12 protein-coding genes, 1 pseudogene and 1 riboswitch are annotated in these 12657 nt (G+C 71.5%); of the genes and pseudogenes, 8 read left to right on the plus strand and 5 right to left on the minus strand.

Going from position 1 to position 12657, the window contains the following annotated elements; genetic code table 11:
- Positions 1-39 precede the first annotated feature (39 nt).
- The gene (locus O7629_RS30035) at positions 40-1056 is read right to left on the minus strand and encodes a hypothetical protein (RefSeq protein ID WP_278173513.1); all 1017 of its coding nucleotides are present in this window, start codon (positions 1054-1056) and stop codon (positions 40-42) included.
- Between the two features lie 2 nt (positions 1057-1058).
- A riboswitch (cyclic di-AMP (ydaO/yuaA leader) is annotated at positions 1059-1194 on the minus strand.
- A gap of 255 nt (positions 1195-1449) precedes the next feature.
- On the opposite strand from O7629_RS30035, the gene O7629_RS30040 reads away from it, so the two are divergent.
- Both O7629_RS30040 and O7629_RS30045 read left to right on the plus strand, forming a co-directional pair.
- Positions 1450-2127, plus strand: a complete 678-nt coding sequence (locus O7629_RS30040) for a TrkA family potassium uptake protein (protein WP_278173514.1) — start codon at positions 1450-1452, stop codon at positions 2125-2127.
- A 729-nt stretch (positions 2128-2856) separates the two neighbouring features.
- Positions 2857-3195 (plus strand): hypothetical protein, encoded by a 339-nt coding sequence (locus O7629_RS30045; protein WP_278173516.1) that lies wholly within the window; start codon positions 2857-2859, stop codon positions 3193-3195.
- On the opposite strand, the gene tnpA is transcribed toward O7629_RS30045, so the two are convergent.
- Positions 3192-3608 (minus strand): IS200/IS605 family transposase, encoded by a 417-nt coding sequence (gene tnpA / locus O7629_RS30050; protein WP_278173517.1) that lies wholly within the window; start codon positions 3606-3608, stop codon positions 3192-3194. The two genes, O7629_RS30045 and tnpA, sit on opposite strands and share 4 nt — an antisense overlap.
- Before the next feature lie 19 nt (positions 3609-3627).
- On the opposite strand from tnpA, the pseudogene O7629_RS30055 reads away from it, so the two are divergent.
- The 4 genes and pseudogenes from O7629_RS30055 to O7629_RS30070 all read left to right on the plus strand — a co-directional run bounded on the left by O7629_RS30055 (position 3628) and on the right by O7629_RS30070 (position 7738).
- Positions 3628-4917 (plus strand): annotated as a pseudogene (locus O7629_RS30055) (transposase).
- Positions 4914-5693 carry a cellulose binding domain-containing protein gene (locus O7629_RS30060; protein ID WP_278173519.1) on the plus strand — a complete coding sequence of 260 codons (780 nt, stop codon included), beginning with the start codon at positions 4914-4916 and terminating at the stop codon, positions 5691-5693. Before O7629_RS30055 ends, O7629_RS30060 begins: the two are co-directional and overlap by 4 nt.
- Positions 5694-5742: 49 nt before the next feature.
- Entirely contained in the window at positions 5743-6411 is a 669-nt protein-coding gene (locus O7629_RS30065; protein ID WP_123606287.1) for a response regulator transcription factor, read from the plus strand.
- A gap of 28 nt (positions 6412-6439) precedes the next feature.
- Complete coding sequence (locus O7629_RS30070) at positions 6440-7738, plus strand: HAMP domain-containing sensor histidine kinase (RefSeq protein WP_278173521.1); 1299 nt, start codon at positions 6440-6442, stop codon at positions 7736-7738.
- Positions 7739-7792: 54 nt separating this feature from the next.
- Here the strand turns inward: O7629_RS30070 and O7629_RS30075 are convergent, their stop codons facing one another.
- On the minus strand, positions 7793-8275 hold the full coding sequence (locus O7629_RS30075) for a hypothetical protein (RefSeq protein ID WP_278173523.1): 483 nt from the start codon (positions 8273-8275) through the stop codon (positions 7793-7795).
- A 59-nt stretch (positions 8276-8334) separates the two neighbouring features.
- On the opposite strand from O7629_RS30075, the gene O7629_RS30080 reads away from it, so the two are divergent.
- A complete protein-coding gene (locus O7629_RS30080; protein ID WP_278173525.1) occupies positions 8335-9477 on the plus strand; it encodes a branched-chain amino acid ABC transporter substrate-binding protein in 1143 nt (380 codons plus the stop codon).
- A 51-nt stretch (positions 9478-9528) separates the two neighbouring features.
- A complete protein-coding gene (locus O7629_RS30085) occupies positions 9529-10296 on the plus strand; it encodes a hypothetical protein (RefSeq protein WP_278173527.1) in 768 nt (255 codons plus the stop codon).
- 67 nt (positions 10297-10363) lie between these two features.
- Here the strand turns inward: O7629_RS30085 and O7629_RS30090 are convergent, their stop codons facing one another.
- Positions 10364-11260 (minus strand): peptidase, encoded by an 897-nt coding sequence (locus O7629_RS30090; RefSeq protein ID WP_278173530.1) that lies wholly within the window; start codon positions 11258-11260, stop codon positions 10364-10366.
- A gap of 1 nt (position 11261) precedes the next feature.
- Positions 11262-12617, minus strand: coding sequence for a VWA domain-containing protein (locus O7629_RS30095; RefSeq protein WP_278173532.1), 1356 nt, complete (start codon positions 12615-12617; stop codon positions 11262-11264).
- Positions 12618-12657: the final 40 nt, after the last annotated feature.

Genomic DNA, 12657 nt, shown 5'->3' on the forward strand with positions numbered 1-12657 from the left:
GTGCCGGGCCGGCCCGGCACCGCACGAGGTGAGGTCAGGTCACAGCAGGGACAGATGTACGTGGTTGGTGTGGTCGCTGTTCGGGTCGCCGCCGGCGCCGCTGTACGAACTCCAGCCGGTGGTCGGTGACCAGAACTGCCGGTACCAGATGACGTACAGGATGCCGAGCTTGTCGGCGTTGCGGACGAAGAAGGCGGTCAGGTTGTTGCCGTACAGCCGGTCGTCGCCGAAGGCGTCGCCGCCGAACCCCTGCTGCTGAGCGGAGAAGTCGCAGGCCCGCCCCTTGGGGTGCTCGAACGGTCCGCCGGGGCGGAAGCAGGAGACGAAGCGGGTGAAGCCGGCCTTCTTCGCCTCGTTCAGCGCGTGCATGGTGCGCGGCGTGATGCAGCCGCTCGTGGTGGGGTCGTCCAGACTGCACGACTGGGACGGCCAGGAACCGTCCGAGTTGCGCGGCGCCTGGGCGGCGACCGGCGAGGTGGCCGAGACGAACCCGTTGGTGGCGACCGCGCCGACCAGTTGCAGGGCCTTTTCGGCCTCTTTCTTCTGGCGGGCCATCGCTTCGAGTTGCTGTTCCTCGCGGGCCACTTCGGCGTCGATCGCGGCGACCGCCCGGGCGGCCTGTTCGCGGGCCTCGTTGAGCTCCCGGATCCGCTTGTTGTCGTGCATGGCGATCATGTCCAGGCCTTCGGCGCGTTCCAGCAACGCGTCCGGGTCTGCGCTGTTGAGCAGGACCATCACCGGGGTGATCCGACCGAGACGGTACGAGTTGGAGGCGACCTGGCCGATCTGTGGGGTCAGCGCCGCTATCCGTTCCTCGACCTTTTCCAACTCGAGGTTGAGTTTCAACTGGCGTTTGCGGGACTCGTCGACCGCCGCCTTGGCTTCGACGTAGCCCCGGCCGGTCGATTCGAGCACTTCGCTGAGCAGTGGCGGGGCGCCTTCGTCGTCCGGATCCTGAGCGGCGGCCGGCGACGCTACGACGAAGCCGGCGAGCAGGGCGGCGACGGCGGCGAGGGCCGCGGCCGTCGGAATCCGCCGGCGGAGGGGTGCGGTCATCCTGTTCCTTTCCTTGGCCGCCGACCGAGTTAGCTGACGGGTTCGGGACGGAACGATCCCTACCGCTGGCGCGGATTCACCCCGGTGGAAACGTGGTTCCCCGGCTCACCCCGGAGGGTGATTGGGCGGCGGTCACCGCCGGCACCGGTGGGCGCCGCCTGGCGGAGACCGCCGGCAAGCTTACCGGATCGGTCACCGGCATCAACACCTCGACAATCCTGACTGAGCTGAAAAATCCGTTACCAGGCAACGACTTTCGGTGATGTCCACTGTCTGCGTTCGGCGGCGTACGACAAGTCGTCAGGCGGGCCGGATTCGCTGCGCCGAGGTTAGCGGCTGACTACAGTGCGTATGAGGAAAAGCGGGAAAGTCGCAGCGTCGGACGGATCTTCGATGAGAGATGACGATTCCCCGGTCGGGCCGCCGGACGCCGACAGCGTGGTGGTGATCGGCCTCGGCCGGTTCGGTGGTCAGGTCGCCCAGTCTCTGCTCCGTCTCGGCCACGACGTGCTGGGCATCGACGAGCACCCCAAACGGGTGCACCGCTGGTCCGAGCGGCTGCCGAGGGTGGTCGAGGCGGATTCGACCGATGACCAGGCGTTGCGCCAGTGTGGCGTCGCCGACTACCCCCGCGCGGTGGTCGGCATCGGCTCGGACGTCGAGGCCAGCATCCTCACCGTGGTGGCGCTGACCGAGCTGGGTGTCCCGGAGGTCTGGGCGAAGGCGATCACCGCCAAGCACGGCCGGATCCTCGCCTCGGTCGGCGCGCACCATGTGATCTTTCCGGAGGCGGCGATGGGTGACCGGGTGGCCCACCTGCTGGCCAGTCGGATGCTCGACTTCATCGAGTTCGACGACGGGTTCGCCATCGCCAAGGTCTGCGCCCCACCGGACGCCGCCGGCCGGACGTTGGCCGAGTCCCGGCTACGTCAGCGGTACGGCATCACGGTGGTCGGGATCAAGGAGCGGGACCGGCAGCTGAGGTACGCGGGACCTGAGACGTTGATCCCGCCGGATGCGCTGCTGATCGTCGCCGGGGCGACCACGGCGGTTCAGCAGTTCGGCCGGTGAACATGGGCGTGACCGCCTCATCACACCTTCATTTCGTGAGCTGATCAGCCGCCGGACTTTCGCAAACTCGTGACTCAGGCTACAGTCCCTGCATGGGAGCGCTTCCATCGATGGATGTGCCCCGCTGAAGTAGTCGACGCGTGGCGCGGCGATGGCGACATCACCGTGTCAACCGCACAGCTCCCGAGGCTGGCGGCGGGCCAAGCCCGGACTCCGCCGCCAGCCCGCGCACCACCTGTCGAGAGGAGGTGGAACCAGAGCCACTCGCGTGGCCCGGCTCCCGCGCGTCACGCACGACCTGGACGCCAGACCGCTCGTGCGTGTTTAGCAACTGATGGTGGGGACGGGGGTTGCCCTCCCCGTCCCCACGCTAGTCCTCGATTGTTACGGCGGGGAATCGCCGACAAGTCAGGACCGCGACGCCGGTCCGTCCGACAGTGCTGCCCGGCCTGCCGATGCATCGGCAGGCTTCGTTGTATATGGGGCCTGGGGCAGCGGCTGGGCTGCCGCGCCCGGTCTGTGGCGACGGTCGGACCGGGCCCTTTCCGTCGCCCCGCATGGGTTCGAGGTTCGTCGATCGGTAGTGGGCAAGCTCACAGTCGGTCGATCCGCTGGTCGCGACCGGACGATCCGGTCGCGCGCCGCCGGCGCGGTGGTGCCCGGCTAGTCAATCGACAATCATGGATATCAAGGTCGCTGGTCCGTCCCGGCGGCCGCACCGAAAGCGAGATGTCCATGCCGCAACCGCCGCACCGCTGCCGCCGGTGGATCCGGCGCGATCCCAACCACACCCGACGCCGGCTCGGCGTCGCGGTCGCCGCCGCACTGCTCGGCCCACCCCTGCTACCGGCGTCCGTGGCGCTCGCCGCGGCGGACACCGAGCCGCCGACCACTCCCGGCACCCCGACCGTCGCCGAGATCAGCACCACCGACGTCACCCTGGTCTGGACGGCGGCCACCGACGACGTCGGGGTGACCGGCTACCGGAATGCGGGCCAGTGCTCCGGCCTTCAGGCCGGGGGTGAAGGCCCGCGCTGGGAGGGCCGCCAGGCCCGAGCAGTGCCTTAACCGGGACGGTTCTGCTGCTCGATGTACTGCTTGATGACGCTCAACGGTGCGCCGCCGACAGACCCGGCGAAGTACGAGCCGGACCAGAGTTTGTTGGCCCGGTAGTAGTGGCGTGCCAGGTCGGGGAACTCCTGCCGGAGGCGGCGCGAGGAGACCCCTTTGAGGCTGTTGACCAGCCTGGCCACGGCGACCTTGGGCGGGAAGTTGACCAGCAGGTGGACGTGGTTGTGGCCGCCGTTGAACTCGACCAGTTCGGCCTCGAAGTCGGCGCACACGTCTCGCATGATCGCCTCCATCCGGGTCAGGTGCCGGTCGGCGAACACGTTGTGCCGGAACTTCGTTACGAAAACCAAGTGGACATGCATCGCGAAAGTGCAGTGCCTGCCGGTGCGGATGCCTCGAAGTTCGACCATAAACCAACATGATACAGTGATGGCCGTGCAGCTCCGTTACAACTACCGGATCACCCCGGACGCCGCCCAGCGCACCGCGCTGGCGCAGGCGTTCGGGTGTGCCCGCGTGGTTTTCAACGACGGACTCAGGCTGCGTCAACAGGCCCGCGAGGCGGGCGAGAAGTACATCTCCGACGGCGACCTGTCGAAGTTGGTCATCACAGCGGCCAAGGCCAGCGAGGACCGGGCCTGGCTGGGTGAGGTGTCGGCCGTGGTGTTGCAGCAGGCCCTCGCCGATCTGAACACCGCGTACCGCAACTTCTTCAACTCGCTGTCCGGCAAACGCCGGGGCCGCACGGTGGCCCCGCCCCGGTACCGGTCCCGTAAGGACAACCGGCAGGCGATCCGGTTCACGAAGAACTCCCGGTTCAAGGTCTGTGACAACGGCCGCCTGCGGCTGCCGAAGATCGGCGACGTTCCGGTGCGCTGGTCGCGCGGCCTGCCGTCGGATCCCACCTCGGTCACCGTGATCAAGGACACAGCAGGCCGGTACTTCGCCTCGTTCGTCGTGTAGATCGGCGAGGACGAAACGCTGCCGCCGGTCGACTCCGAGATCGGCATCGATCTGGGCCTGACCCACTTCGCGGTCATGTCCGACGGCACGAAGGTGACCGCACCGAAGTTCCTGCGCCGCGCGGCCCGCAAGCTCAAGCGGTTGCAGCAGGCACTCTCACGCAAGCAGAGGGGCAGCAACCGCCGTAGGAAAGCCGTGATCGAGGTGGCCCGCGCTCACGCGCGGGTAGCCGACACCCGGCGGGACTGGCAGCACAAGCTGTCCACGGCGATCATCCGCGAGAACCAAGCGGTGTACGTCGAGGACCTGTGCGTTGTCGGTCTCGGCCGGACTCTGCTGGCGAAGTCCGTGCACGATGCGGGCTGGGCCGCCTTCACCGGCATGCTGGAGTACAAGGCGCAGCGGTACGGGCGCGCGTTCGCCCGGGTGGACCGGTGGCTCCCGTCCACCCGGATGTGCTGCGACTGCGGCCGGATCAACGAGAAGATCGCGTTGAACGTCCGGGAGTGGGACTGCCCGTGCGGCAGTCACCACGACCGGGACATCAACGCCGCCATCAACATCAAGGCCGCCGGACAGGCGGACTTCAACGACCGTCGAGCGCACGTAAGACCGGGACTTGTCCCGGCGGCGCGCAGTGAAGCGGTAACCCACCCGGACGCTGCGTGTTCCACGCGCAGCGTGGAGGGAATCTCCGTCCTTCAGGGCGGAGAGGATGTCAAGAGGTCGCCCGACTGCACACCGACTACGTCGTGATCAGCACGACCCCCGACTACGCGATCACCATCGGCGGGCTGGGGCCGTCGCAGACGTACCAGTTCTGGGTGTACGCGCTCGACGCCGCCGGCAACCGTTCGCCGGCCAGCCCGAGCCTGCGCCTGACCATGCCGCCCGGCGACGACCAGCCACCCACCGCGCCCAGCGCGCTGACCACCACCACGATCGGCGCCGACTCGGTCACCCTGCGGTGGCAGCCGTCCGTCGACAACGTCTACGTCGCCTGGTACGAGGTGCTGCGAGTCGACCCTGACGGCTCCACCACCCCGGTGGCGACCGCCCCGCAACACCCGCCGACCGGACCGACCGCCCGGGTCGGCGCACTGCGGCCGCAGACCGCGTACACCTTCGTGGTGCGGGCCCACGACGACGCCGGCAACACGTCACCACCGTCCGAGCCACTGACCGTGCGGACCCTGCCGGCGGCACCGGTCTGCGAGGTCAGCTATCAGGTGGTGAACCACTGGCCCGGAGCCCTCCAGGCCCAGCTGACCATCCACAACGCCGGACCGGCCGTGATCGACGGCTGGACCCTGCGCTGGACCTTCCCCGGCGACCAGCAGATCAGCCACCTGTGGGGCGCCGAACCGGTCGACCTGATCCCGCCGGACATCACCGTCACCAACACGCCGTGGAACAGCCGGATCCCGGCCAGCGGCAGCGTACAACTCGGTTTCGTGCTCAGGTACTCGGCGGACAACACGCCGCCCACGGACTTCCTGCTCAACGGCGACCGGTGCACGTCCTCGGGTTGACCCCTCGTCGAAGACGCGCTGGTGACGGCGGCTTGCTAGCCTCGCCCGCATGCGGGTGCTGGTGGTCGAGGACGACCCCGAGGTACGCAGCGCCGTCGTCACCGCGCTGCGCTCCGGCGGATTCGCCGTCGACCAGGCGGCCGACTGGAGCCAGGCCGACCTGAGCATGAGCATCAACGACTACGACTGCCTGGTGCTCGACCGGATCCTTCCGGAAGGCGACTCACTGCACCAGCTCGGCCACCGACGGCGGGCCGGGCTCACCACACCGGCCCTGGTGCTCACCGCGCTGGACAGCGCCGGGGACCGGATCGCCGGCTTCCAGGCCGGTGTCGACGACTACGTGGTGAAGCCGTTCGTCACCGCCGAACTGGTGCTGCGGGTCCGGGCGCTCTGCCGACGCCGCGGCGCAACCACCCCGCCGCTGTTGCGGGTGGCGGATCTGGAGGTCGACGCCGCCCGCCGGGAGGTGCGCCGCGCCGGCGTCCTGCTGACGCTCACCCGCAAGGAGTTCGCCGTACTGGAGATGCTGCTGGTCCGGCGCCCGGCGGTGGTCAGCCGGAGCGACCTGTTCGAACACTGCTGGGACGAGCTCGCCGACCCCAGCTCGAACGTGGTGGACGCGGTGGTCGCCCAGCTGCGCCGCAAGCTCGGCGAGCCGCAGCTGATCCACACCGTACGCGGGGTCGGCTACCGGGTCGGCGGGGCGCCGTCGTGACCGCCGGCCGGGTCGGCGGGGCGCCGGCGTGAACCGCCGCGACCGGCGGGGCGGCAAGCCGCTGCAGACCGCTGACCGGCTGCGTAACCTGCGGATCCGGATCACGCTGCTGGTGATGGCGATCAACGTGGTCGGCCTGGCCGGAATGGGTGCCGTCGCGTTGCTGGTCGACGGACGGCAGCGGGACGAGGTGGTCGCCGCCGAGCTGCGGCGTACCGCCAGCACCGCCGCCGCCCTGCTCTACTACGAGTCCGGGGCGCTGCAACTCGACAAACTGTTCGACAACGCGGTCGCCAACGGCACCACCGCCGTCTACGTCTACGAGGCCGGCCGAACCGACCTCAGCCTGGTCTTCGCGTACCCGGCCAGGCTGCCGGTCGTCCCGCCGGACAACCTGCTCGCACCGGCCCGGACGGTCTGGACCTCCGGCACCGAGCTCGCCGGCGGAGTCGGCGACACCGCCGGTACCCCCACCCCGCTGCTCGCCGTACCGTTCGAGCACGCCGTCACCGGGGCGGTGGCCGGCGCCGTCGTGGTGCTCGGCGACACCGGGCCGGCCGAGACCGCCAACCGGCGGCTGGCCCTGGCCCTGGTCGCCGGCGGCGTCAGCTTCACCGCGCTGGCCTGCGCCGGCGGTTACCTGCTCGCCCGCCGCGGCACCGAGCCCATCGCCGACGCGCTCAACCAGCAGGAACGGTTCGTCGCCGACGCCGCGCACGAGTTGCGCACCCCGTTGACCGTGATCCGTGCCGTCTCCGAGACCGCGCTGGCCGAGCCGCAGCGCCGCCCGGCGGCGCTGCGCCAGGTGGTGCGCTCCGCCGACCGGCTCGCCGACTCGGTCTCCGTCCTGCTCACCCGGGCCCAGCTCGTCGCCGGCCTGCGCGACCTGCGCCGCGAGCCGTTTCGCCTGGACCAACTGGCCGAGGAGGTGCTGACCGACACCGTCGTCGCGCCGCACCGGGCGGTGCCGGTCACCGAGGCGGTGGTGGCGTACGGCGATCCGGCGCTGGTCCGGATCGCGCTGCGCAACCTGATTCAGAACGCGGTCCAGCACGGTCGGGCCGCCGACCAGCCGGCCGAGATCCGGCTCGAGGTCACCGGCGGACCGCCGACGGTACGGGTACGCGACCACGGCACCGGGCTCAGCGAAGCCGTCGCCGCCGCGCCTGAGCAGCGGTTCCGCAGCGGCACCGAGGACGGCACCGGGCTCGGGCTGGCCATCGCCAGCTGGGTGGCGCAACTGCACGGCGGGCAACTGCGGCTGGTCAACGCCGAAGGCGGCGGTGCCGAGGCCCGGCTGCGGCTGCCCGGCGGTCAGGGCGGGTAGGGCGGGTAGGGCGGTATGCCCGAGCGGACCGGCCAGTGTGCCGGGACCACCCGATCAGGGCACGTAGACCGCGTTGTCGCCGTCAGGGCGGATCGCGAACCAGATGCCCGACTGGCCGTGACCGTTCGCGTCGCCGGGCATCCGGTCACCGGCGTACCCGTACAGCGGCCAGCCGGCCAGGCTCAGCTGCCGGCTCCCGTCGGACCGGTCGAAGCAGCCGACCAGCTGCCGGTCGATCCCCTCCACCCGTACCTCGCCCTCGCAGGGGGCCGGAAGCCAGGACTGCCGGCACTGTCCCTCGCAGGCGGACCAGGTCGGTGCCGCGGTGTCCCGGTCGGACCGGTACAGCACGAACCCCTGCGCGTCGATGACGATCTCGTCCAGCGTCCGGGAGTCGACCGCGTACAACGCGGTGCCGGTCGCGGTGGACGACGGCGCGGCGGAAACACCCGCCGGGGTCCCCGCCCCGGGGTCACTGCACCCGGCGAGGACCAACCCGGTGAGGGTCAACACCGCGCTCAGGACCAACCGTCTCATCAAAACCTCACGCTCCTACCAGCAGGATAGGCGGGTCCGACCGGGTACAGGAGGTGGACGTGCGCACGTTGCTGCGGCCGACGGCGGTGCTCGGCCTGCTGTCGGTGCTGACCGGATGCGTCGCGGCCGGCGGCGAGCAGACGGCACCGGCCAGCGCCTGCGGCAGCCGCATCGCGGTCCTCGGCCCGCTCTCCGGTGACTCGGCCGACCTCGGCGGCAACGTCCGCGACGGCGCCCGCCTGGCCTTCGACCAGTACCGGGCGGAGCATCCGGACTGCCCGGTGGAGCTGGTCGAGTTCGATTCGCAGGGCGACCCGAAGCAGGCCCCCGCGCTGGCCCAGCAGATCGTCAACGACGCCCGCATCATCGGGGTGGTCGGTCCGGGTTTCTCCGGCGAGGCCGAAGCGGCACTGCCGATCCTCGACCAGGGTGGCGTCGCCACCATCACCACCTCGGCGACCCGTACCGAACTGAGCGAACGCGGCTGGTCCACCTTTCACCGGCTGGTCGGCAACGACGCCGCGCAGGGGCGTGCCGCCGGTCGGTACATCGACCAGGCGCTGGGCGGCACGGCGGTGTTCGTCGTCGACGACGGCGGGGCGTACGGCCAGGGGCTGGCCGACCAGGTGGCCGCCGGACTCGGCGCCAAGGTGGTGCAGCGGGCGACGGTCGCCGCCGGTGCGACCGACTTCAGCGCGGTCGTCGGGCAGATCCGTTCCGCCGACGCCGACGTGGTCTTCTACGGCGGCTACTACGCGGAAGCCGGTCGGCTGCGCCGACAGCTCCGCGCGGCCGACATCCCGGCGACCTTCGTCGCCGGTGACGGGGCGAAGGCGGACGGCTTTCTCCGCGAGGCCGGCGACGACGCCGAGACCGGGGTGGTGATCACCTGCCCCTGCCTGCCGCCGGAGCGGGCCGGGGCCGAGTTCCCGCAGCGCTACCGGGAACGCTTCGGGGTGGATCCGGGCACCAACTCCGCCGAGTCGTACGACGCGGCGACGGTGTTCCTCGCCGGAATCCAGGCCGGACACGGAGACCGGGCCGCGATGGCCGCGTTCGTCGACGACTACGACGCGCCCGGGGTCACCACCCGGATCGCCTGGACCGGCACCGGCGAGCTGGTGGCGTCGTCGGTGGTGGTCTGGGCGTTCCGCGTCCAGCAGGGCCGGTTCGTGGCGGAGCGGTCCATCCCGGCAAGTTGACCTGCGCGCCCCTGGCGGGCGCGTCCGTGAACGTGGCAGAGGAGTTCAGTCATGACCCTACCGACCACGGCCGGCAGTGGCGGTGCCGGCGACGCCTGCACCGGGGCGGACAGCCGGCCCGGTGGCGGCACCGAGAAGGTGCTGCGCGCCGTCGCGGCCGGCCCGCTCGGCGCGTACCCGTTGCTGGAGGCCGCGTTCTGCTGGAACGAGCGGCGGCCGGTCGGCTGGCGCCGGCTGGGGGCGGCGTCGACCACCGCGGACCGGCAGCTACCGGTTGCGCAGACCGAGCAGCCCGCGGCCGCGGCCCGGACCGCCCGCCTGCTGTCCACGATCACCTGGTCGGTGACCAGCCCGGTCGGCGCATGCACGTCGCTGACCAGGGTCGAGGTGTCCTCGGACGGGTACCACCGGGTGTTGCGGGCGTTGGCCGGCGCGTGGCGCGACGGGCGGCGGATGCTCGGCAGTCCCGGGCTGGCGGCCGCGCACTACCCCGCTGCGCTGGCCGTCTGGCGGATGGCCGCGCTGCTGGCTCCGGCGGACCGGACCGCCGGGGTGCTCGCCATCTCGGTGAGCACCCCGGCGGCGGCGCTGCTGCGAAGTGCCGCACCGGCGTTGGCGCTGCCGCACACGGTCGTCGAGCGCAGCGGGCGCAGCACCGTGATCCGGGTGGACCGCCCGACGCTGTTCCGCCGGCTGCTGACCGAGATCGACCCGGCCGTCACCGGTTCGGGCGACGGCACGCCCGCCGGACGGCCGGTGGTGGCGGTCGGACGCCGGCTGCCGGCCGAGTCGATGCGCCGGCTGGCAGCCGCCGGCTGACCGGGCCGTCGGCCGGGCCGACGGAGTCCACCGGCCGGGCCGACGGAGCCCGCAGCCGGTCAGCAGGTCAGCCGGCTGCGGCGGGGCCGGTCCGGCGGCGCGGCCGGCGGGTCAGCCCGAAGCCGACCACGCCACCGACGGCGGCCAGTACACCACCGGCCACCGTCCAGATCCACCGACTCGTCAGGCCGGGCAACCAGCCGCTGAACCAGCCGACGACACCATCCCACCAGGACTCTTCGCTGACCTGTCCGGCGGCGTCGGCCGTATCGGTGCCGTCGGCCGTGTCGGTGCCGTCGGCCGTGTCGGTGCCGTCGGCCGCGCTGGTGAGCACCGCCCCCTGCCGTACGGTCGGCGTCAGCGGCGCCGCCAGCCGGCCGCCCTCCGGGCTGGTGTCGCCCGACACGTCGGCGCTCACCCGCAGCTCGACCTGCACCGGCAGACCGAGGTCCTGCTCCGGCAGGTCGGTGACGGAGAGTCGGACGTAGTAGGTGCCGGGTAGTGGATCGGCGGACCACGGCTCCGCCCAGGCCCGGACCTGCCGCAGTACGCAGCCCGCCCGTACCTGCCGGTCGGTGGCGGATCCGACGGGCGCCTGCATGCCCGCGGTGCACGGCTGGCGGCGGCGCAGCCCGTCGAACACGTCGATGGTCCAGGTCGACGCGCCGCTGCGCGTCGCCGGATCGGCGAGGGTCACGGTCGCCGCGATCGAGCTGGTCTGCCCGGCCTGGGCCGGGAACGACCAGTACAGGTACTCGCCGGTCGCGGCGGAGACCCGAACCGGCTGGTCGATGTGGACCGCCGCAGCGGTGAGGAACGACGTACCGGCCTTGGTGAGAGTGGCCTCCACCGGTGCCGGGGTGGGGCCGTCGGCCGCCGCCGGGGTCGCGACGAGAAGGACGGCGGCGCCAGCGGCGCCGACGGCCAGGCCGGTGCGGGTCAGCCGGAATGTACGACGGGTCAACTCAGCTCTCCTTCCAGACAGTGGTCCACCAGCGGGTCAGCCAGCCGGCGAAGACTCCGGTGACCAGCCCCGCGAGGCTGAGCACGATCAGCAGCAGCCAGCCGCGGCCCAGGCCCGGGCTTTCCGGGGTGGGGGAGGCGGCCACCAGATCGACGGTGAGCTCGATCGGCATGCCCGGGGCGTCACCGGCCCCGCCGGCGGCGGCGAACGAGTTGCTGACCACCAGGCAGACCTCGGAGGGCGGTGGTTCCACGCCGGCGGCCGTCGGCGCGGCGGCGGACGGAGTACCGGCCAGGTCAGCAGTTCCATCGGCGTCGTCGGCCCGGTCGGTGTCGTCGGCCCGGTCGGTGTCGTCGGTCCGGTCGTCTTCCGGGCCGGCGGACCAGCGCAGGCCGGTGGACAGTACGTCGGTCCGGCCGCTGCCGGCGTCGGTACCCCGGACCAGTTCACGGCCGTTGGGATGGACCGCGCGGAGCAGGATCCCGTAGTCCCGGTTCACCGGGCGGTCCAGCGCGATGCTCACCGAGGCGCGCAGCTCCTGGTCCGCTCGGATCGGTACGCGGTACCAGCGGTGCTCCTCGAAGCGTTCCCGGTCGGTGTAGACGCCGGCCGCGAGCAGTGGTGCCGCCGTGCAGTCGGTGCTGCCGGTGACCAGCTCCGGGGTCTGGGTGTAGGTGTCCTGGGCCCGGTCGACCAGCTGGTTGATCCGGTCGGCGAGCTGGTCGGCGCTCTGCGCGGTGGTGTACGTGCCGCCGGTGGCCCCGGCGATGCAGACCAGCTGCTGGCGGACCTTGTCGTCGAGGGTGAGGCCGAGCGTGTCGACGATCAGCCGGGTGCCCTGGGCGGCGAGTTCCCGGGCGACGTCACACGGGTCGGGTGGGGCGCAGGTGTCCTCACCGTCGGTGATCAGAACGATGCGGCGGGCGGTCTCACCAGAGCCGAGATCCTTGGCCGCCTCCCGCAGCGCCAGCCCGATCGGGGTGAAGCCGGTGGGCCGCAGGCTGGCGATCGCGGCCTTCGCCTGGTCGCGGTCGACCGGCCCGACCGGCACGATCTGCTGGGTGTCCTGGCAGCCGAGTGCCTTGTCGTCGCCGGGGTAGGTGGCACCGAGGACCCGGATGCCCAGGTCGGTGCCGGCCGGCACGGCGTCGACGACCTCGTTGAACGCGCGTTGGGCGACGGCCATCCGGGTCTGGCCGTTCATGTCGGGCTCCCGCATCGAGCCGCTGACGTCCAGGACCAGCTGCATCCGCAGGTTCTCGGTGGTCTCGTCGGCACCGGCGGGCGGGGTTCCGGGCAGGATGATGACGCCCAGTAGTCCGATCAGGACAGCCTGGGCGGTACGTCGGATGATCACCGGGCGATCCTAGTGATCATCCAATGTGCCCTCCACAGTG

It is taken from the genome of Solwaraspora sp. WMMD792 (genome assembly GCF_029626105.1).
In the GTDB taxonomy this organism is placed as follows: domain Bacteria; phylum Actinomycetota; class Actinomycetes; order Mycobacteriales; family Micromonosporaceae; genus Micromonospora_E.